The 20,471-nt window shown below is 45.3% G+C and carries 17 protein-coding genes; 1 reads left to right on the forward strand and 16 read right to left on the reverse strand.

The window, feature by feature from the left end; all coding sequences use genetic code 11:
• Positions 1 to 57 precede the first annotated feature (57 nt).
• The 15 genes from ftsA to JOC27_RS08515 form a co-directional block, all read right to left on the reverse strand.
• A complete protein-coding gene (ftsA, locus tag JOC27_RS08445) occupies positions 58 to 1,344 on the reverse strand; it encodes a cell division protein FtsA (protein WP_205006847.1) in 1,287 nt (428 codons plus the stop codon).
• 597 nt (positions 1,345 to 1,941) lie between these two features.
• The gene (locus JOC27_RS08450; RefSeq protein WP_205006848.1) at positions 1,942 to 2,700 is read right to left on the reverse strand and encodes a cell division protein FtsQ/DivIB; all 759 of its coding nucleotides are present in this window, start codon (positions 2,698 to 2,700) and stop codon (positions 1,942 to 1,944) included.
• A 230-nt stretch (positions 2,701 to 2,930) separates the two neighbouring features.
• Positions 2,931 to 4,028, reverse strand: coding sequence for a stage V sporulation protein E (gene spoVE / locus JOC27_RS08455; RefSeq protein ID WP_205006849.1), 1,098 nt, complete (start codon positions 4,026 to 4,028; stop codon positions 2,931 to 2,933).
• A 57-nt stretch (positions 4,029 to 4,085) separates the two neighbouring features.
• Positions 4,086 to 5,447 (reverse strand): UDP-N-acetylmuramoyl-L-alanine--D-glutamate ligase, encoded by a 1,362-nt coding sequence (gene murD / locus JOC27_RS08460; RefSeq protein ID WP_205006850.1) that lies wholly within the window; start codon positions 5,445 to 5,447, stop codon positions 4,086 to 4,088.
• Positions 5,447 to 6,418, reverse strand: a complete 972-nt coding sequence (mraY, locus tag JOC27_RS08465; protein ID WP_205006851.1) for a phospho-N-acetylmuramoyl-pentapeptide-transferase — start codon at positions 6,416 to 6,418, stop codon at positions 5,447 to 5,449. The genes murD and mraY overlap by 1 nt, the downstream gene beginning before the upstream one ends.
• Positions 6,419 to 6,485: 67 nt before the next feature.
• Entirely contained in the window at positions 6,486 to 7,871 is a 1,386-nt protein-coding gene (locus tag JOC27_RS08470; protein ID WP_205006852.1) for a UDP-N-acetylmuramoyl-tripeptide--D-alanyl-D-alanine ligase, read from the reverse strand.
• Positions 7,872 to 7,907: 36 nt separating this feature from the next.
• Positions 7,908 to 9,374, reverse strand: coding sequence for a UDP-N-acetylmuramoyl-L-alanyl-D-glutamate--2,6-diaminopimelate ligase (locus JOC27_RS08475; protein ID WP_205006853.1), 1,467 nt, complete (start codon positions 9,372 to 9,374; stop codon positions 7,908 to 7,910).
• A gap of 187 nt (positions 9,375 to 9,561) precedes the next feature.
• Positions 9,562 to 11,508, reverse strand: coding sequence for a stage V sporulation protein D (locus JOC27_RS08480; RefSeq protein WP_205006854.1), 1,947 nt, complete (start codon positions 11,506 to 11,508; stop codon positions 9,562 to 9,564).
• 123 nt (positions 11,509 to 11,631) lie between these two features.
• Positions 11,632 to 13,845, reverse strand: a complete 2,214-nt coding sequence (locus JOC27_RS08485; RefSeq protein ID WP_205006855.1) for a penicillin-binding protein — start codon at positions 13,843 to 13,845, stop codon at positions 11,632 to 11,634.
• A gap of 14 nt (positions 13,846 to 13,859) precedes the next feature.
• Positions 13,860 to 14,216, reverse strand: coding sequence for a cell division protein FtsL (gene ftsL, locus JOC27_RS08490; RefSeq protein WP_205006856.1), 357 nt, complete (start codon positions 14,214 to 14,216; stop codon positions 13,860 to 13,862).
• Entirely contained in the window at positions 14,213 to 15,166 is a 954-nt protein-coding gene (rsmH, locus tag JOC27_RS08495) for a 16S rRNA (cytosine(1402)-N(4))-methyltransferase RsmH (RefSeq protein WP_205006857.1), read from the reverse strand. The genes ftsL and rsmH overlap by 4 nt, the downstream gene beginning before the upstream one ends.
• Before the next feature lie 34 nt (positions 15,167 to 15,200).
• Positions 15,201 to 15,632, reverse strand: coding sequence for a division/cell wall cluster transcriptional repressor MraZ (gene mraZ, locus JOC27_RS08500; RefSeq protein ID WP_205006858.1), 432 nt, complete (start codon positions 15,630 to 15,632; stop codon positions 15,201 to 15,203).
• 279 nt (positions 15,633 to 15,911) lie between these two features.
• On the reverse strand, positions 15,912 to 16,475 hold the full coding sequence (locus JOC27_RS08505) for a hypothetical protein (RefSeq protein ID WP_205006859.1): 564 nt from the start codon (positions 16,473 to 16,475) through the stop codon (positions 15,912 to 15,914).
• Positions 16,476 to 17,137: 662 nt separating this feature from the next.
• The gene (rpmF, locus tag JOC27_RS08510; protein WP_205006860.1) at positions 17,138 to 17,311 is read right to left on the reverse strand and encodes a 50S ribosomal protein L32; all 174 of its coding nucleotides are present in this window, start codon (positions 17,309 to 17,311) and stop codon (positions 17,138 to 17,140) included.
• A gap of 24 nt (positions 17,312 to 17,335) precedes the next feature.
• Positions 17,336 to 17,851, reverse strand: a complete 516-nt coding sequence (locus JOC27_RS08515; RefSeq protein ID WP_205006861.1) for a YceD family protein — start codon at positions 17,849 to 17,851, stop codon at positions 17,336 to 17,338.
• 218 nt (positions 17,852 to 18,069) lie between these two features.
• On the opposite strand from JOC27_RS08515, the gene JOC27_RS08520 reads away from it, so the two are divergent.
• Entirely contained in the window at positions 18,070 to 19,284 is a 1,215-nt protein-coding gene (locus JOC27_RS08520) for a nucleotidyltransferase (protein ID WP_205006862.1), read from the forward strand.
• Between the two features lie 92 nt (positions 19,285 to 19,376).
• Here JOC27_RS08520 and JOC27_RS08525 read toward each other — a convergent pair whose 3' ends face one another.
• Positions 19,377 to 20,402: a SepM family pheromone-processing serine protease gene (locus tag JOC27_RS08525; protein WP_205006863.1), complete on the reverse strand. Its 1,026-nt coding sequence runs from the start codon at positions 20,400 to 20,402 to the stop codon at positions 19,377 to 19,379.
• Positions 20,403 to 20,471: the final 69 nt, after the last annotated feature.

Raw genomic sequence — 20,471 nt, forward strand, 5'->3', positions numbered from 1 at the left:
CGTCTGATTCACGTAACCCGAACCTATTTCATAAGAATGCCGCCTGTTCTACCTAAATCAGTCAAAAAACATATTAAACCAATGTTTAAAACGTTTCGAGACGCTTTGCCGGTCGTTATTCTTTGACGCCGGCGTATTCTTCTGTCTCTGCGGTTTTGACGTCTCTTCGAAATGGTCGTCCAAATCAATGGCTGAGGCAACTTCCTTGCCTTGGATTTTGACATTTCGATAGGCAAATTGAATCAGGCCAATGCCAGACGTATATTTCGGGTCGCGCACACCGATATAATCCGGTACAGCAATTCGGACGTTGCTACCGAGTTTTTGGACAGCCAAGTCGAGAATGCCCATCATACCCGAAACACCACCAGTCAGTACAAAACCGCCTGGAAGGTCATAAATGCCGATTCGTTCCAGTTCTTCACCGATTATATCAAAAATTTCACCCATTCGGGCCTCGATAATCTCAGCCAAATCAATTTGAGTCAAATTTTGTTTTTTGGCACTACCGATTTGAGAAACAGAAAAAGAGTCTTCATCAGATGCAGAATTATAATAGGCCGTGCCGTGTTTCACCTTGATTTGTTCCGCTTCATCCGTCGGGATGCGTTCAATTATTGAAATATCTTTTGTGATGTGGTTACCACCGACCGGAAGTTCGAAGGTCGAAAGAAGGGAACCTTGCCCATAAATGGCAACATTTGTCGCGCCGCCGCCAATATCGACAAGCGCGACGCCAAGATTTTTCTCATCATCGGTTAAAGCGACAGCCCCGGAAGCAAGAGACTGCAGACAAATATCCGAAACACGGAGACCCGCCCGTTCCACGCAGCGCAGCACATTGTGTAGCACCGTCTTCGATCCGGTGATTAGCGTGCCTTCCATTTCCAGGCGTACGCCAATCATCCCGCGTGGATCACGGATTTCATCGACTCCGTCAACAATAAATTGTTCAGGAATCACATCGATAATTTCTCTTTCCGGAGGAATTGACAGCACTTGTGCCGCATCAATGACTCGGGCAATATCGGTGTCGCCTATCTCATGATTTTCATTGGCTACTGCAACAATGCCATGACAGTCCCTTAATTGGATATGATTTCCTGAAATCCCAACAATCACGCTTTTAATGGTCAGACCAACCATTCGTTCCGCCTGCTCGACGGATTGTTGAATCGATTGAACAGTGGCATCAATATCCACAATCGATCCTTTTTTAATTCCAGAGGAAGCCGCTTCACCTACACCGATGATGTTGAAGGCTCCCCCGGCCATCTCGCCGATAATTGTTTTAACGCTGGATGAGCCGATATCCAGGCTCACATAAATATCTTTGCTGTTCATTCTGCGGCACCCCCTTTATTCTCTTTTCTTTTTTCTCTATTCAGGGATGTTTGGATTCGGTTGCAGTGTTTTGTTTGCAAGATTTCAATGTCATGAACCATATCGTTCAACCCATTAATCTCTGTTCCTAGAAAATAGAATACATCCTATTTCTTTGTATTCTACAAAACGGAACATATCCCTTTATTTTTGTTAGAAAAAACTTGGCGTTACCAAGTCCTTTTTTGCAACAATAACGCTCTGGGCGCTCACTTAGCTCGCTTTCCCTAGCCACATTCTACGTACAAAGTCATAGACATTCTTACTTGCTAGAAAAAACGGACATCGCCAAATTCTTTGGATGACGCTAGGCATTATTTGATTCCAATCTAGTTTTATACATGCTCAAAATCTAAAAAAAACTTATCCTTTTTGATGTATCGGCTGTTTCTAATTAAATTTCAATACTTGAAACAATAGTTTTTACGAAACAAAGGATGACATAACCATGGCAACTAATGTATAGTCTACACCAAGTTGATAGAGTAGAAAAGACATAATTAAGTCTCTCCCGAAAAATATTTCCAGAATATTCACCGTAATCAATAAGCCGTAAGACTATTTTCCCACCTGTTTTGAGTCTGGCACATAATAGCTCCCAACGCTCAAATGAATCGTTCCTGTCTTGCCTTTCGGTAGGTTAGCGGCAATTTCTGGATAAACACGGATATTGGTAGCAAATGTTCGTGTGCTGGCCACAACTTTATTGCCATCATTCATGTACAGGATCAGGTCATTGCCGCTTGACGCGTGACCTATGTAATGAATATCAGAAATATTATGAATGATTGCCCGCGGGACGTCAGAAAGTCCTTCAGCCACACGTTTCAATGCCTCTGTTTGATTAAAACCGATCAGAACGGGCGCATCCATCGGCAGTTTGCCTTTCGGAAGCATGGATAATTTCGACCCATTTTCCAGTATTGGGTAGTAGCGCCCTTGCCACAACAAATAAGCTTTACGTCCGTACTCCTGAACACGTATGGTGACAATATTTGGAAAAGAGACAGTAATTGTTGCATGCGCTACACTGGGCACTTTTTGCAGCTTGCGTGTGATCGATTGCGCATGCACATCCCAAATATGGGTCGCATTTGAGATACCGCTTGCCTTCAAAATGCTCGCTTCGCTCGCAATTTGTTCACCGCTAATCCGAATTTGATTCACTCGGCTGAGCGGTGACTGAAAGAAAATGACAGAGAGCATAAGCAGAAAGAATATGAGTGTATAGAACGCGAAACGCCGACTGGCCCTTTTTTTTCGTTCCATTTTCAATTGAGGGAGGCGATCTTCAAGAGGTATTACTTTACGTGCCATGTGTTTCATCCTCGCTCTCTGCCGGCACTTTTGCCAAGCTGATTAGAAAAACTTGGCAAGCCAAGTCTTTTGAACAATGGCGAAGCCTTAGTTTTTCTTATACTTAATTCTTTTGAAATCTTTATACTTCTTTATTAACGTAAAATAAATCTGCTACTTTATTATTTTAAAAGTTGTGGCGTAAAAAGCAAACCCTGTTTCTTAGGAAACAGGGAATAATTAGCTATTTATCAATCTGTCCATTTGCTGATGTTGAGCAGAATACCAATTGAAACGAGTATTAATGTCAGCGAAGATCCGCCATAACTTAGAAATGGAAGCGTAATGCCCGTGACCGGTATCAAACCTGTAACAACAGCGATATTAATCATGACCTGAATCGCAATCATGCCGGTGATGCCGACTGCGAGCAGCGTACCGAATAAATCGGGTGCTTTAATGGCGATCAATATGCCACGCCACAGCAGCAAGCAGAACAAAAGAAGGACAAAAACAGCCCCAATCAGACCAAGCTCTTCTGAAATAATTGAGAAAATAAAATCATTCTGTGCTTCAGGCAAGAATTGATATTTCTGTCGGCTCTGACCGAGACCGAAACCAAATAAGCCCCCAGGTCCAATCGCCAGTAACGATTGAATGATTTGAAAACCGGTGTAATTGGGATCCTGCCACGGATCAAGAAACGAAGTGATCCGTTTCATTCGATAAGGCTCCGAAATGATCAGCGCGGCAAAGCCACAAACACCGGCGAGCCCCATCATTAGAAAATGTTTGATCCGCGCCCCGGCAACGAAAATCATCGTCAGGCAGGTTAGAACAAGAACCATGCCTGTTCCAAGATCCGGCTGCAGCATAATCAACCCAAAAGCAAGAAGTACTGGTGAAAGTTCAACGAGCAGTCCTCTGGCGAAGCGATCCAGTTTGTTCTGCCGCTCCGTCAAGTGCTTGGCGAGATAAATAATCAATGCGAACTTCATAAATTCAGACGGCTGAATGGAAAAAGCACCGATGCCGAGCCAACTCCGCGCACCGCCACGCGCCAAACCGACACCTGGAATCAGGACAATCAGTAAAAGCAGAAAACAAACGCCAAGACCTATTTTCGCGTATTTGCGCCAGACATGATAATCAATCTTCATGACCGCTAGTAACAGCGCAACGCCGACACCAGCAAAAAGCATCTGCCTTTTAAGAAAGTAAAGGGCATCTCCAAATTTATTGGAGGCAGAAACGACACTTGCGCTATAAACCATCACAAGTCCTATCACAAGTAGTGCAAAAGTGGCAAAAAGCAGAAGCCGATCCGGCGTTGATCGACGTTCCGACATGCGCAACACTCCGTTCAGACAAGGCATGATTCCGGATTGAATTGACCCGGCCTGTCCTTATCTAAACTTATTCATTTCCTCAGTAAAAATGTCACCGCGCACTTCAAAAGATTTGTATTGATCCCAGCTAGCACAGGCAGGAGACAGCAAAATCACATCACCGGGTTCCGAAACAGCATACGCTTCCGGTACAGCTGCTTCAACATTGCGGACACAATGAATGGATTGAATGCCCGCCTGCTCGCAGGCATTCTTTAATTTTTCAGTCGTCTCGCCAAATAGGAAGACCACTTTTATTTCTGCAGCTTTCAGACTAGGAACAAGCGCATCAAAAGAATTGCCGCGGTCAAGGCCGCCGGCAAGCAGCACAATTTTCTTGCCTGGAAATGCCTTGAGTGCCTGAGAAGTCGCCAAGATATTGGTCGCTTTTGAATCGTTGTATACCGTTCGCCCTTGAATATTGCCGACAAATTGAAGCCGATGACGGACGCCGGTAAAGGCTTTAAGTACTTCAGCAATCGATGTTGCCGGCACACCAAATGACGCACTGGCAGCAATCGCCGCTAATGCATTCTGCAAATTATGCGCGCCAGGCAACCCCATTTCGCTACAAGCAAGAATCCGCTGATCTTTGAAAAAGATGACGCCATCTCTGACATAGGCACCTTCTTTTTCAATACGCTGTGTACTGAATGGCACTTTGATTGCTTTTGTTTTGTCTGCAATAAAATCGACGACACGTTCGCTATCCGCATTGTAAATCAGATAGTCGTTTGCCGTTTGGTTTGCCGTAATCTGTGCTTTTGCCTCCGCGTAGTTCTCCACCGTCCCATGATAGTCAAGATGGTGATCAAAAATATTCAACACAACTGCAATATGCGGATGAAATGTGCGAATGCCAAGCAATTGAAAACTTGATAATTCGGCAACAATAATATTATCCGCCGTTGCTTCTTCAACAACGGAAGTCAGCGCGGTTCCGATATTGCCAGCAACGATCGGTTGTTTCGCTGATCCCTTCATCATCTCACCGATCAACATCGTTGTCGTCGTCTTGCCATTGGATCCTGTGATGCCGATAAACGGGGCCAACGAAAGTTCTCCAGCGATTTCGACTTCTGTAATTATCGGGATTTTCCGAGCTTCGGCTTCTTTGACAAGCGGATTCGAATAGGGGATTCCTGGATTCTTAATCATCAAATCAATGCCGTCTAACAAGTTGATTGGATGACCGCCACCGACAACCGTCAGCCCGAGTGCTTTCAATTCTTCCGCATGCGGCTGACCATCCATATTATTCTTGTCATTCACCGTTACAAAAGCACCAAGCTCATGCATCAGTTTGGCTGCCGCGTAGCCGCTCTTGCCTAAACCGAGTACAAGTACATTTTTATTCACATAAGCTGTTGTCTTCTTCATTAGAGCATCCCCACTTTCAGATAGACTGAAATAATCGCCAGCACAAGACCGGCAAGCCAGAAGACCGTGACAACCTTCCATTCGGACCAGCCCGAAAGTTCAAAATGATGGTGAATCGGGCTCATTTTAAAAACCCGCTTGCCTGTCGTCTTAAAAGATATCACCTGAATAATCACCGATAACGTTTCAATAGCAAATACACCACCAATGACGGCGAGCAGCAATTCCGTTTTCGTTAGAATTGCCATTCCAGCTAACGCGCCGCCAATCGCAAGCGATCCGGTATCACCCATAAACACTTTAGCCGGATGCGCATTGAAAATCAGAAAACCAAGTACCGCGCCAAGCATAATTGTTGAAAAGAGAGCAACACCAAGACTATTCATGGCAATGGCGATGGTCGCGTATGCCGCAAAAGCAACGGCAGACAAACCCGACAAGAGGCCATCCATACCGTCGGTGAGATTGGTAGCGTTGGGCCAGCCGACGAGCCACAGGACAGCAAAGAGTGGATACACCCAATGTAAATCAATCGTCCAGCTCGTTCCTGGGATGTTCAGGAATGTGGCATAGTCATAGCGCGTAACAAAAAACCAGAAAATAACCGCAATGACAATTTGGCCAAGCATCTTCTGTTTGGATGTCAGACCCATATTCCGTTTCATCACAATCTTAATAAAGTCATCGATAAATCCAACCAGTCCGAACCCTAGGGTGACAAAAAGCAGCATATACGTATCCTGGGTGGCAAAATGATATTTAGCCATTACAATGACTGCGACAATCATTCCAACAAGAAAAATGACGCCGCCCATCGTCGGTGTCCCCGCCTTTTTCATATGGCTTTTTGGTCCTTCTTCACGAATATACTGACCGAAATGCAATTTTCTCAGCATTGGAATAAATAAAGGTGCAAAAATAAGCGTGCAGAGAAATGAAATGGCTAAACCAAACAAATAAAATAATGTCATGAATCGTTACGCTCCTTAACAATAACTATCAAACCATTAACACCAACATGCATCAATTTTGGCATGTTTAGTGATCGATCGGTTTGCTTTCACTTAAATCGTTCACCAATTCTTCAAGCGCAAGCGCTCGTGATGCTTTAAACAACATCACTGTGCTGGCATCAAGAAGCGAAGCCAAATAGGCGCGCGCGTCTGCTTTCTCCTGAAAGGACTTCACTGTGAGATCCGCCGCACCAGCTTCCAATAATGGTTCGGCGATCCAGGCACCACGGCCGCCGATAGTGATCACATGCGTGATCGGCGCTTTGAGCACATCGGCGACACTTCGATGGAGCGCCTTTTCATCGGAACCAAGTTCATACATATCGCCGAGGACAGCAACTCGCTTGTCAAAGCCAGGGAGTACCTTCAAGGTCTCAAGCGAGGCTTTCATTGAAGTTGGACTGGCATTATAACAATCGTTAATCAACAGCGATCCGCTGATACCGGCCACTTTTTCAAAACGCATTTTCGTCAGACTGAGGTGTTCCAATCCAGTGATAATTGACTGCGGATTTATATTCAGCAATCGAGCAGCAGTCAGACTGTAGACGGCATTCTTGACATTGTGACGGCCAAGAACGGGAACAGTATAAACGTTCAATCCATGGTTCAACGAAAAGCGGTAGCCGTCTGTTCCTTCTTTAACGTCAGTAATACTCCAATCGTTATCTGGATTATAGCCGCATTTGATAATTTGGAAAGCATTCGTTTTCACTTGGTTAAGGAGTGGTTCGTCACCGTCAATAATCAGCGATCCATGCTTTTTCAAACCATTTGTCATTTCGAGTTTCGCCTTGGCAATGCCCGCTCTGCTGCCGAGAAATTCAATATGTGATTCACCAATATTGGTAATTATTGCAATATCAGGTTTCGCGAGCTGGCTGAGAAACGTGAGCTCGCCAAAATGATTCATGCCCATTTCGAGAATCAATACTTGGGTATCTGCCGGCATTGAGAGAATCGTGAGCGGCAGACCAATATGGTTGTTGTAATTTCCTTGCGTCTTATAGGCTTTGAAAACACGGCTGACAATGCTGTATATCATGTCCTTTGTTGTTGTCTTTCCATTTGAGCCAGTAACAGCAACCACTTTCGGACGACATTGGTTCAGATAAGCTTTTGCCATGCTTTGCAGTGCAGTCAGCGTATCGCCGACAAGAAATAGTGGAAAATCTTTTGGAAGTGCTTCGGGAATGGGTTCTCTTTCCATCCATAGCGCAGCTTTTGCCCCGTTTTCAATCGCCTTCATCAGAAATTGATGGCCATTGAATGTTTCACCAACTAGCGGTACAAACAAACCGTTGACAACCAGTTTGCGGCTGTCTGTCATAATATTTAATTGATCGAGCTGATCGCCATTCCCTTTAACCTGAATCGCCTGGCCGCGTACAATATCTACACCGATACTCATATGCTGTATTCCCCTTTGTTAGTGTCTGTGAATGCGTTATTTTTTTTCAAGAATCGCTTGTTTTGCTGTTTCACGATCATCAAAATGATGTTTGACTGTACCGATAATCTGGTAGGTTTCGTGTCCCTTCCCTGCAATTAAAACAATGTCGCCAGGTTTAGCCATGCGCACGGCAAAGCGGATCGCCTCACGACGATCGGTTATTTTCTGATAATCACTGCCCGACACACCGGTCTCCATCTCTGCAAGAATACTTTCCGGATCCTCTGTTCGCGGATTATCCGAAGTAAGAATAGCCAAATCACTGTTATCCACTGCAATTTTCGCCATAATCGGCCGTTTGCCGCGCTCGCGATCACCGCCGCAGCCAACCACAGTAATAATCTTGTTTTTGGCGAACTCTTTGATTGTCGTCAAAGCATTTTCCAAACTATCCGGCGTGTGCGAGTAGTCAACAATCACTGAGAAGTCCTGGCCTGCGTTCACTGTTTCAAAGCGTCCGGATACACCTTTAATTTCCGCGATTGCCGCTAACATCCGTCCAATATCGAAGCCCTTTAAAGAGCAAGCTGCCAAAGCGGCAAGAACATTATAAACACTGAATTTGCCAATCAGCTGCATGGACACCGGATAGGTCTGACCTTTGTTGTTCAGCAAAAAAGTCGTTCCATGAGGCGTAATGCAGATTTCACTGGCTGTAAAATCTGCTGGTCGGTCAATGCCATACGTGACGACGTGGGCAGCAGTCATATGCCGGTACACTTCGGAAACCGGGTCGTCTGCGTTAAGCACTGCCGCTTTAACCGTTTCCGGTTGCCCATAGGCATTGCCAAGTTGCGAGAAAAGCAGACTTTTTGCATACATATAATCCTTCATGGTCCCGTGCAAATCCAGATGATCTTCTGTCAGATTCGTGAAAATACCAATATTGAAATCACAGCCATGAACCCGTCCATCATATAATGCATTCGACGAAGTTTCCATGACGACCGACTCAGCACCGGCTTCCGCCATGTGAGCCAGATACTCATGAACCAAATGAACTTCTGGTGTTGTATTAGCGACCGACACTTGGTAATCACCAAAACTTGCTCCCATCGTGCCAATGAGTCCGGTTGCGAGCCCGCACGCGGACTGAATCTTCTTGATGAGATATGTAATTGTTGTCTTCCCATTTGTGCCCGTCACCCCGATTAAATGCAAGTGATGACTTGGTTGACCATAAAAGTGATCCGCTATCATCGCCAGTGCGCGATGTGTGTCACTGACATAAATAACCGGAATGGATACATCTATTGTTTCCTGGGCAATAATCGCGGAAGCACCATTCGCTTCCGCTTGCTCAGCATATTTATGACCATTCAATGTATGTCCATTAATACAGAAAAACAGCGTGCCTGGTTTGACCTGCCGTGAATCGACGGTCAGTCGGTCAATTTCAGGATTCGCGTCTCCCATTTTCCGATAATCAGCTAACGCTGCGAGGCATTCCGCCAGTTTCATAAAAACACGTCCTTAATCATTCACTCTTGCTAGCGAGCAGATATTTTTTAGCTCTTTTCTTATCATGAGCAACTGCCCGTCATTTCATGTGACAGGCAAAAGCGTGAAAAAAGCACACCTTTTAAGGTATGTATAACAGAAATGCCGGAATTATGGCATTTCCGGCTTTTTCTGTCCATTGCTTATTTTAATCGCCCGCTTTATTTTTGTCACCTAAGTATATCATTATTGTTGAACCTTGTTTGACCTTAACACCAGCACGCGGCGATTGCATTATGATCGTATTTCCGCTACCAACTGCCTTTATTTTCAGTGCATATTCATCATTTGCCAAATCATCCTTTTTTTGCCCAATCAGATTTGGCACTTCAACTGGCGGTGTGTCCGGCCATTTATTCGCCTTCTCAAGACCGCCTACCTGTTTCGGCACACCCATGGCACTGAGACTGTCACCAATAATCTTTCCGGCAATCGGAGCAGAGACCGTGCCGCCGAACTGAACCGTATTTTTGGGATTGTCAATTGCCACATAGACAACAATCTTTGGATTGTTCGCCGGTGCAAACCCTGTGAATGACAAAATATAATTTCCCTGCATGTACCCACCCGTTTTTGGATCGACTTTTTGCGCTGTACCCGTCTTCCCTCCGATCCGATAACCATCCACATAAGCATTGCGTCCAGTCCCTAGCGCAACCACACTTTCTAGAGCCTGGCGGACTTGTTTCGATGTTCCCGGACTAATCACCCGTCGTTGTTCAACCGGATCAATCCGATTGATGGTCTGTCCGGTTTCCGTATTGATCCAGGCCTTAGCTAAATGCGGCTGGTAGAGAACGCCACCGTTGACGGCAGCCGACACCGCCGCGATCTGCTGAATAGGGGTGACAGAAACACCTTGACCAAATGCTGTCGTCGCAAGTTCCAGCGGACCAATTTTATTTTCGTTAAATAAAATCCCTTTGGCTTCACCCTGCAAATCAATACCCGTCTTTGACCCAAATCCAAACTTATGAATATAAGAAAAAAGTTTTTGTTTTCCGAGCCGTTCACCCAAAGCCACAAAGCCTGGGTTGCATGAGTTCTGCACGACCTGCAAAAATGTCTCTGAACCGTGCCCGCCTCTTTTCCAGCAATGGAGCTGCGTACCAGCTACTTCAATCGCTCCAGAATCGTAAAAATGATCTTTGTTCAGATTGACTACTTTTTCCTGTAGTGCTGCCGCCAATGTAATGACTTTGAATGTTGATCCTGGTTCATAGGTTTTCCAAATCGGCAGATTACGGTTATAGACTTCAGGTGCAACTGTCTGGTATTTCTCCGGATTAAAGTCAGGTTTGGATGACATGCCAAGAACATTTCCGGTATTCGGATCCATAGCGATCGCCAATGCATTGTCCGGATGATACTTCGCCACGGCATTGTCCAGTTCACGTTCAATTATATGCTGGACACGCGAATCAATGGTCAATTCCAGACTTGCTCCACTTACGGGAGGCGTATATTCATCTTTAAGATTTTTCATCCGGTTGCCGCGGACATCAGCATAAAATGAAACATGTCCGTTTGTACCCTTTAAGCCATTATTATAATAAGCTTCCAAACCGGTCAGTCCTTGATTATCAATGCCGGTAAAACCGAGGACATGCGCCAGAAAATTGCCATGCGGATAATAGCGTTTGAAGTCCTCAGCGATAAATACCCCTGGGAGCGCAAGTGAGCGGATCGCAGCTGCCTTCTCATTTGAAATTTTTCTCCCTTGTGGTGTGATCCGAACAATTGATTCATTCTTTGTGATTTTCTCGAGGGCCACGGATTGACGCATACCCAAAATTTGCGCGAGTGCTTTGGCAGTTGCTTGCCGTTGTTCCGGTTGGATCTGCCTCGGGACAACAAGCACAGAGGGACTGCTGACGTTAGTCGCAATAATTTTCCCATTTGTATCCAAAATATTGCCGCGCTCCGCCTCATAAGGGATATCACGTCCCCACTCTTGCAACGCTTTATCTGTTAGCGAGCGATTATTAATGATTTGGATATAAACCAGCCGGGTGATAAAAATAGAAAAAACACAGAGACCAGCTGTGAGAATCAAAAATAGTCTTTTTTTTACGGTCACCTTGGATACACGCAAAATAAGCCCTCCCATCTCCTTGTCCTACCCATATGATCGGCCAATGAAAATTAGAACGCGCTCTATAATGCGGCAATCAAAAGGACAAACGGCTCCCAGGCTGGGAGCCGTTTGTCAAATCTATTAAGGCTGCACGGATGAGGAAGATACATCACTCGTTCCGCTATTGGTATTTGTCGTAATCGATTGCTGATCCGGAACTGCGTCAGCGCGGAAATGAACGGAAAGTGAATCGCCTTTTTTCAACAAGGTGCCGGCTGCCGGGTTCTGCGAGAGAACATAGCCATCACCCTGTTCCGTCAGTTTCAAACCAGCCGCTTCCGCAAGTTTCATCACATCAGCAAGTGACCAGCCGCTGATATCCGGCATCTTCGGATTATCGCTGGAATATAAAATAACTTTGCTACCCTCAACCAGTTGCTCGCCAGAATAAGGCATTTGCGAACGGACCGTTCCATCGCCGACCGTAACAGCATCAAAACCTTTGTCCTTTAATCTTTGGGCAGCCTCATCCATCGGCATGCCGGTCATGTTGGTAAGCTTATGATCGGTTGGACGAACCAAATTGCTGCTGCCAGCAATTTTTTTCTTAACTTGAAGATATTGCAAGCTGCTCGTCATGACCGGACGAACAATGGCTTCAACTGGTTCTTCCCCGAGATCAGTCGGTTTTAAATGCGGCTGCTTAACCGCGACATAAACGATTAGTTTTGGATCTTTCTCCGGCGCCATACCAAGGAAAGAATAGACGTAATTGTTTTTCCCGACAAGGTATCCATTCTTAGAACCAATTTGTGCCGTGCCGGTTTTGCCAATCACATCATAGCCTGGAAGATCGTAAGCGACACCGGTTGCTCCGTAGTTACCGACAACATGATGGTTGCTTACAACCTTGCGCATGAGCGCCCGTGTTTGCTTGGCAGCCGCGGCGGAAACCGGGTAACCGACTGTTTTCGAACGATTGCGAAGCGTTACCTTTCCCGTAACTGGATTGACTACCTTATCGATCAAATAAGGACGCATCATTTTCCCGTTATTGGCAATTGCAGTGGCGGCTTTGACAATCTGCATCGCTGTAAACGCTGAACCTTGACCAAAGGATGCTTCCAGTTGATCAATTTTATATTGCCAATTCACGTGACTATAACCCTCGCCGGGTAAATCGATCCCTGTCTGACTCATGAAGCCAAATTTTTTAAGATAGCTATAAAATCGTTCGGTTTTCAGGTAATCATTAACCAGTATCGACATGCCGACGTTGGAAGAGAGTTCAAAGCCCTGGTCAAAATCAATAGAGCCCCATCCGGAACGGTTCCAGTCATGTATCGTCCCCCCGTCAGTCTGATAACTTCCTGACGGGTAAGTCGCTTTGCCATTGAAAACACCCGCATCTATCGCTGAGGCAATAGTAAATGTCTTCATGACCGATCCAGGCTCATAAGGATCTGCAATTGCTAGATCACTAAACTGCTTGATATCGCGTTTATTCGGGTTGAAATTCGGATAAGTCGACATTCCTAGAATCGCGCCCGTTTTTGGATCGCAGACGATGCCAACCATGCTTGTCGGTTTATATTCTTGATTAACCTGCGCCATAGATTGATCGAGGACGGTCTGAATTCGCGTGTTCAGGGTTAGATAGACATTCTCGCCAGGATACGCACGTGTTAGGTGCTGCTGTTGATCGGGTATCGGTACCCCCCCTAAACTGCGGTAGTAACGGACCGACCCATCTTTTTCCGTCAGATAGCGATTTAGATATTGCTCGATCCCGAAAACACCTTTCTGCTCATTATTGTTCGGATTCGTCTGTGTAAAGCCAATAGCATATGCTGCGCTCGATTGTTCGGGATAATAACGTCGGGATTCAGTCATGTAATAGATGCCGGGTAAATGCAGACGATCAATTTTTTTCTTAATCGAATAGCTAAGCATCCGCCCTTTGGAACCAAATTCGACCTGATAGACATGCTTATTTAGCTGATTAAGAATATCAGATTGGCTCATACCGAGAATTGGTGCTAGTTCTGCGGCTGTTTTTTCTTTATTCTTCACCCGGTTCGTCGCTTTCGATGAGATAACCGCATAGAGCGTGTACGCTGGTACATCTTCTGCCAGAATTTGTCCGTTGCTCGAATAAATTGTGCCTCTTTTTTCATCGATTAATTTGACTTCAGACCATTGTTTCTCGCCGAGTGGAATCAGTTGATGGCCTTTTATTTCTTTCATTTGGGCAATATAGACAAATCTACCTATAATGACAAAAAATGTCAGCATAATAATTATGCCGACAAATCCTGTCATTTTGCTTATCGAATTTTTTTTCTGAAGAAGCATAGAAAAATACCACCTTAAGGGAGCACCTTGATATTATCGACATTCAATTTCAAGCCGAGTTCTGTCTCAGCAAATTTAACAATACGTTCTGGGGAACCGAGACTATCTGATTCCGATTTCAGCTGTTGCGTGATTTTCTGCTGATTTTCAAACTTGTTCTGAAGAATCGAAACGTCTCGTGCAGCGGAAAAGAGTCTGGCCTGACTTGCAACAACGGCAAGAGACAATCCAAAAATAATTAGTGCGCCTATCACCCAAAGCATTTTCTCGCCTTTCGTAATCCTGCGAGGAACAATAACCGGTTCCTGGCGAACCTGTTTTTTTGGTGCTGTCCATTCTTGACCATTTAGAACTCGTTGCGTCTGACTCATAACTCTTCCTCCTTAACAGCTCTGATTTTTTCGGCAATTCTAAGTTTTGCTGAATGAGCACGATGATTGAATTCTAGTTCCATTTCTGAAGGCAAAATCGGCTTTCTGCTGATTCGTTTCAAAAGTGGCTGCTGATCTTGAGGAATCACTGGAAAACCCGGGGGCAATTCCGGTGCCTCGCTATATTTTTTAATATATTGTTTGCAAAGTCTGTCTTCTAAAGATTGGAAGGTAATGACGGAAAGTCTTCCGCCTATTGTCAGAAGACGCATCGATTGGCGAAGTGCTGTTTCAAAGCTTCCCAGTTCATCATTAACTGCGACTCGAAGTGCCTGAAAAACCCTTTTTGCCGGGTGACCGCCTTTTCGTCGCGCCGGTGCCGGTATGCCCTCTTTAATCAATTCAACTAATTGATCCGTCGTCTGAATCCGACGTTCACTACGCGCCTTTTCAATCACACGCGCAATTGATTTGGAAAACCGTTCTTCGCCGTACATAAAGAAAATGTGAACCAGTTGTTCGTAGGACCATTCATTAATGATTGTCTCCGCGTTGAGCGCCTGTTCCTGATCCATACGCATATCGAGCGGTCCTGCATGCTGGTAGCTAAAGCCACGGCTCGCTTGATCAAATTGCGGGGAAGAGACCCCTAAGTCGAATAGAACACCATCGACCTGGTGTACCTCTTTGGCTGCAAGTTCTTCTTCTAAATTTCTGAAATTTGATTTAATAAAAGTGACTTTCCCAGAAAATTCTTTCAACCGTTCCGAAGCTGCCGCAAGCGCGTCCCGATCCTGATCAAAGGCAAATAGATGTCCGCTCGTCAATTGTCTTAAGATTTCGGCACTATGACCGCCGCCACCTAATGTACAGTCAACATAAAGCCCGTCCGGTTTGACCGCAAGACCGTTAACCGCTTCATTTTTCATTACTGTCACATGATTGAACATTAAACCAAACTCCCGTAATGCAGCACTTTTTTCATCAAATATCCAGATCGAGCAAACTTTCTGAAATATCACTAAAGGAGGCTTCAGATTGGCGGAAATAGCTGGCCCATGTCTCCTGATCCCATATTTCGATCCGAGTGGAGACACCAATGATTGTGCACTCTTTCTGCAAATGTGCATAGTCACGAAGGCCCATGCTTATTGATGCCCTTCCTTGCTTGTCCAATTCGCAAACACTTGCTCCGGAGAAAAAAAAGCGGGTAAACGCACGCGCGTCTTTTTTTGTAAAGGGCAGACTCTTCAGCTTTTCCTCTAGCCTTTTCCATTCATCATTCGGATAGACAAAAAGACACTGGTCCAATCCTCTGGTGATAACAAAAGTCTCCCCCAGCTCCTCGCGGAATTTAGCAGGCAGAATGAGGCGTCCCTTCATGTCAATACTATGGTTAAACTCGCCCATAAACATGGATGACCCCGCCTCCCATGTGTCCTACTTTACCACAATCCCCCACTTTGCACCACTTTATTTTTGAAATTCGCCGTCTGATTCGTAAATTCCTTTTTTATTATGTGCAATCAGCAAATATATTTTTATAAAGATTTTTACAAAGATCTTTATCCACTATTTGTCCCAAGCATGATGTCCCATAAACAGAATATAGAAAAGGATGTCTCAGCGATGATATCGACTTGAGACATCCTTTTTCTACATACGCGTAGTCGCCAAAAGAGTATCGTGCTTCGCTTATCTTCCTCCACCTTTTTCTTTGGTCAGGACATTCTCTTCAAAAGGAATTTGTTTTCGCGCACGATCGACAAGGTTCAGAACGCGCAGAAGTGAAGCATAATTTCGTTTCAAATCATTGTGCTCTTTTTCCAATTTACGGTAATCCTGGTCAAGCTGCTCATGTCTGACCAGCAGTGTTTCTAACTTCTCTCCATCTGATTCCCCGGACTGCTTGTTCTTTAAACGATTCAGGAACGCAATCATCTGATCAATTTCCGGTTCCTGAAGAATTGCACGTCCTTTGCGAGCATCCGCTGAGGTTTCCTCGGTCACTTCTCTTGCTTTGCCCCTTCCTTTTAAAGCATTCCTTGATACCTTTGCCTTCATTAGTTCTTCAGAATAATGTTGTCGAAGCGTTGAATTCCAGCGAAAGCCACATGCTGCCGGGGTTCGTGAGAGAAGCGCACCTGCTTCAGCAAATCCAGCTAACTGCGTGCCGCCTTCTTGAATGCAGCCCAGGATGATTTCTGCCAATTTGACATCTTCCGCATGCGACCATGCGTCCTGCCTGATCGATGGCATATTTATATCAGTCTCCCCTCTTTTCTCTTAGATCGGATACGTTTCCAACCTCTGATTCCATCAATATGCATTTGATAGGTTTGATAGAATCATTAATTTTCTGACAGCCTCGGCTAAGAATAACTTCTTTTGGTCAAGTCTTATTTATCAAAATTGCGCTTCGGCTGCTCGCTTGCCGCGGGCAGGACGGGAGCCTCCTCAAACAAGCGAGTATTCTGCGGGGTCTCCCTTGTCCTGCTCTTCCCGCAGGCGTCTCGCACCTTCGCTCCATTTTTCACGCTAAAGCCATATTCTTTTTAGCTGAGAATAGCTTTTCTTAGTCAAGTCTTATTTATTATAATTGTGCTTCGGCTGCTCGCTTGCCGCGGGCAGGACGGGAGCCTCCTCAAACAAGCGAGTATTCTGCGGGGTCTCCCTTGTCCTGCTCTTCCCGCAGGCGTCTCGCACCTTCGCTCCATTTTTCACGCTAAAGCCATATTCTTTTTAGCTGAGAATAGCTTTTCTTAGTCAAGTCTTATTTATCATAATTGCGCTTTGGTTGCTCGCTTGCCGCGGGCAGGACGGGAGCCTCCTCATTCAAGGGAGTAATCTGCAGAAAACGACATAAAATTGAAACATGGCAAAAAAAAAGAAGCCCGAGGGCTTCCTGATCAACACAAATCTTATTTTTCTACGACTTCTTCACCTTTGTATGAGCCGCAATTCGGACATACACGGTGAGCTAATTTATATTCGCCGCATTTATCACATTTAACCATGCCTGGAACAGCCAGTTTGAAATGTGTCCGCCGTTTGTTTTTGCGAGTGGTCGATGTTCTTCTTTTCGGTACTGCCACGGTTCACACCTCCTCGAAATCTAGTTAATCGCCAAAAAACTTCTTCAGTTTTTCCAACCTTGGATCAATTTGCTGTTTTGCTTTCTGCTCATTCATCAGTGACCAACCTTCACCGGAAAGATCCTTTTCGGTCTTCACTTGATCGCTGACTACACGCATCGGTTTTTCAACCAGAATCGCTTCCACCAAATAAGGAATCAATTCAATCTGCTCATCCTCAACCGGATGCACATCATCGTCTGATTCAAAATCGGGTTCTGATCCATAAAGCAAAAATGTTTCTGAAGTATCGATTGAAAAAGGATACGGCACATCCACCAAAGTAACGGCACATGGTAAGACCATAGTCCCCTTAATATGCAAGTGAAAAGTCAGCGAGCGTTTTGAAAACTCAACGACACCCTTCACTTCGCAGGGTGAAACCCGTCTAACTTCAGGATCCGAGCGAAACAATTCCAGAGGCAATACAACTTCTTCGTCAAAATTCAGTCCCTCATCTTTATATTTCAACAATTCAGGGACGGACCAGGATAAAGACATAATTAACCACCTCTAGACAACATTTGTTATTATAATATCTGCTGAAGCGATTGTCAATCCACAGAGAGGCCGATCTGCCATTTGCGCAAATGCCCCGCTACTCATAGCACACAACAAGTGACTGTTCGCCGCCATTGTTGATCAAAATAATAATATGATAAAATGGCAATGCTTGACAAAACAGCCGTCATAGAAAGCTGCGAAAGAAGGAATCGTCAATGCGTGCCGCAGGAATTATCGTAGAATACAACCCTTTTCACAACGGACACCTCTATCAGGTAAAAAAAATTCGCCATGAGCTTCATCCAGATGTCCTGATTGCCGTGATGAGCGGCGACTTCACGCAGCGCGGCGAGCCCGCGATTATTTCCAAGTGGCAGCGTACAAAAATGGCCCTTGCTGCAGGTGTCGATCTGATCATCGAATTACCATACATTTACGCTGTCGGGCGGGCAGATACATTTGCCGGCGGCGCAGTTGCCCTTCTTAGCCATCTGAAAGTCAGCCATCTTGTTTTTGGCAGTGAACTCGGCAGAATCGCACCTTTTTTGAACAGTATTGAACAAGTTAAGAACCATCGCAAGCTCTATCAGGATGCCTTAGCAGCAGCTCTAAGTCAAGGTATCAGTTATCCGAACGCACACGCAGCAGCCTATCAAGCGGTCATTTCTGAATCGGGTAGCGAATTTGTCGATCTCAGGCAGCCGAACAACAGCCTCGGCTTTCACTATATTCAGGCAATCCACAGGAACAAAAGTAGCATGGTACCCGTCACGTTCAAACGAAAGGAAGCAGGACATAACGATGCTGCGTTTGATCCAGACGCTTCCATCGCCAGCGCTTCCAGCATCAGGCGCTGTTTGTTTAGCGGATCAACGCTCGAACAGCTACGCGGCAAGTTGCCGGAGACGTCTCTGTCCTTATTGATTGAGGAAAAGAAGAAAGGGCGACTCGTCGATTGGGAAACCTTCTTCCCCTATCTCAAATACCGCATTCTCTCTTCCTCTGCCGACCAACTCGGACAAATAGTTGAAGCTGAAGAAGGTGTGGAAAACCGATTATTGAAATACATCGGTCAATCCGAGACATTTGAACAATTTCTCAGTCTGGTGAAAACAAAGCGCTATACATGGGTGCGGATCCAACGCCTCTGCACGCATATTTTGACACATACGTTGAAAAGCGAAGCCAAAGAAGCCGCGGTCCAGCAGCCGGCTTATCTTCGGCTGCTCGGTATGAGTGCAACTGGTCAGCATTACCTATCAGAGCTTCGAAAGTCATTCGCTATTCCGCTTATTGCCAAAATCCGGCAGCATCATCCTGAAGAGCTTACACCGGATTTGCGTGCGGCTCAAATTTATGATTTTCTCTCCGGTCGAAGCGGAGAGACGCCGACCGAAACAGGTCATCCACCTGTTCGCTACGGTTCATAAATTCAAAATTATTATCATCCGCCAGTTTTTATTCTATACCTGCATTAATAAACGATAGGCAGTTTTTTGCAGGCAAAACCGTCTGAGCACCATCAATGATTTTTGCTTAAATAATTAATAGCATCCTGAAATGTCTGGACAGGAACGATTTTCATCGATGAACCAATCGCTCGCGCCGTTTTCTCAGCATCTCGATACTCATGATCGGCGACAGGCGCAAAGAAAATATCTGTTCCGGACTGATTGGCTCCAACAATCTTCTCTTCGATCCCGCCGATAGGACCCACATTACCGTTGCGATCAATGGTCCCTGTCCCGGCAATCTTTCGTCCTTTTGCCAAGTCCTTATGGTTCAGCTGATCGTATATATCGATCGCCATCATCAATCCGGCTGAAGGTCCGCCGATATTGCTAATCGAAAACGATACGTTCGGCGAAACCGCTGTTTTGAAATAATTATCCTGATAAATGCCAATGCCCTGATTTTTTCCCGAAGCTGCTACAGACTTTGGAAATTTGGCAATCGTCACTTTAACCTGCTGCAATTGATTTTGACGCAGAATGCTCAAATAAAAGTGGCTGCCGCGTTTCATTTTCCGTACACGCCAATCCAAATCATTTACAGTACGGATACGGTGATTATTCAGTCCAATGATCACATCGCCGCTTTTCAATACTTTAGCGCTTGGCATCGTCGGCATCACACCTAGAATAAGCACCCCTTCCGCTGTCACATGAGGATGCAGTCCCGCTGCTTTATACGCGGTATAGGCAGCGCTTTGCTGCGCATTTTTCATATAATTATTCTGAACCAAATTGAAGTCTTTCTCACTTTGACCGGGCAGCATAACTGCTTTTTGCTTCACCAGTGTCGTGTATTTATTACCATCAAACCGCGCCCATAAATACTCGTAAATATTCGCTTGCCCAAGGTAAATATAAACCAGGCTGTATGTGCCATGTATTTTCTGTCCGCCACTTACTTTAACCATACCGGCCATTGACTGTGCCTTGCCAGGGCTCTGAACAAAGTAAGGGAGCCGGATAAAATAGCAGGCAATCAGCAAAATGCTCAAAAAAAGCGCCACCCAGCGCCAAGCCCAAGTTTTTTTCTTCATCGCTGCACCCCTCTGTGAATCATCTGCTATGGTTTTCCTTTGTATGTCGGTCATTATCGCATAATCAAG

Origin of the sequence: Sporolactobacillus spathodeae (assembly GCF_016908935.1) — a bacterium.
Lineage (GTDB): Bacteria > Bacillota > Bacilli > Bacillales > Sporolactobacillaceae > Sporolactobacillus > Sporolactobacillus spathodeae.

Bases quoted from the DNA above. Each gene is read 5' to 3' on its own strand.
- ftsA (WP_205006847.1), bottom strand. From the start codon at position 1,344: ATGAACAGCAAAGATATTTATGTGAGCCTGGATATCGGCTCATCCAGC.
- JOC27_RS08450 (WP_205006848.1), bottom strand. From the start codon at position 2,700: ATGGCACGTAAAGTAATACCTCTTGAAGATCGCCTCCCTCAATTGAAA.
- spoVE (WP_205006849.1), bottom strand. From the start codon at position 4,028: ATGTCGGAACGTCGATCAACGCCGGATCGGCTTCTGCTTTTTGCCACT.
- murD (WP_205006850.1), bottom strand. From the start codon at position 5,447: ATGAAGAAGACAACAGCTTATGTGAATAAAAATGTACTTGTACTCGGT.
- mraY (WP_205006851.1), bottom strand. From the start codon at position 6,418: ATGACATTATTTTATTTGTTTGGTTTAGCCATTTCATTTCTCTGCACG.
- JOC27_RS08470 (WP_205006852.1), bottom strand. From the start codon at position 7,871: ATGAGTATCGGTGTAGATATTGTACGCGGCCAGGCGATTCAGGTTAAA.
- JOC27_RS08475 (WP_205006853.1), bottom strand. From the start codon at position 9,374: ATGAAACTGGCGGAATGCCTCGCAGCGTTAGCTGATTATCGGAAAATG.
- JOC27_RS08485 (WP_205006855.1), bottom strand. From the start codon at position 13,845: ATGCTTCTTCAGAAAAAAAATTCGATAAGCAAAATGACAGGATTTGTC.
- ftsL (WP_205006856.1), bottom strand. From the start codon at position 14,216: ATGAGTCAGACGCAACGAGTTCTAAATGGTCAAGAATGGACAGCACCA.
- rsmH (WP_205006857.1), bottom strand. From the start codon at position 15,166: ATGTTCAATCATGTGACAGTAATGAAAAATGAAGCGGTTAACGGTCTT.
- mraZ (WP_205006858.1), bottom strand. From the start codon at position 15,632: ATGTTTATGGGCGAGTTTAACCATAGTATTGACATGAAGGGACGCCTC.
- JOC27_RS08505 (WP_205006859.1), bottom strand. From the start codon at position 16,475: ATGCCATCGATCAGGCAGGACGCATGGTCGCATGCGGAAGATGTCAAA.
- JOC27_RS08515 (WP_205006861.1), bottom strand. From the start codon at position 17,851: ATGTCTTTATCCTGGTCCGTCCCTGAATTGTTGAAATATAAAGATGAG.
- JOC27_RS08520 (WP_205006862.1), top strand. From the start codon at position 18,070: ATGCGTGCCGCAGGAATTATCGTAGAATACAACCCTTTTCACAACGGA.
- JOC27_RS08525 (WP_205006863.1), bottom strand. From the start codon at position 20,402: ATGAAGAAAAAAACTTGGGCTTGGCGCTGGGTGGCGCTTTTTTTGAGC.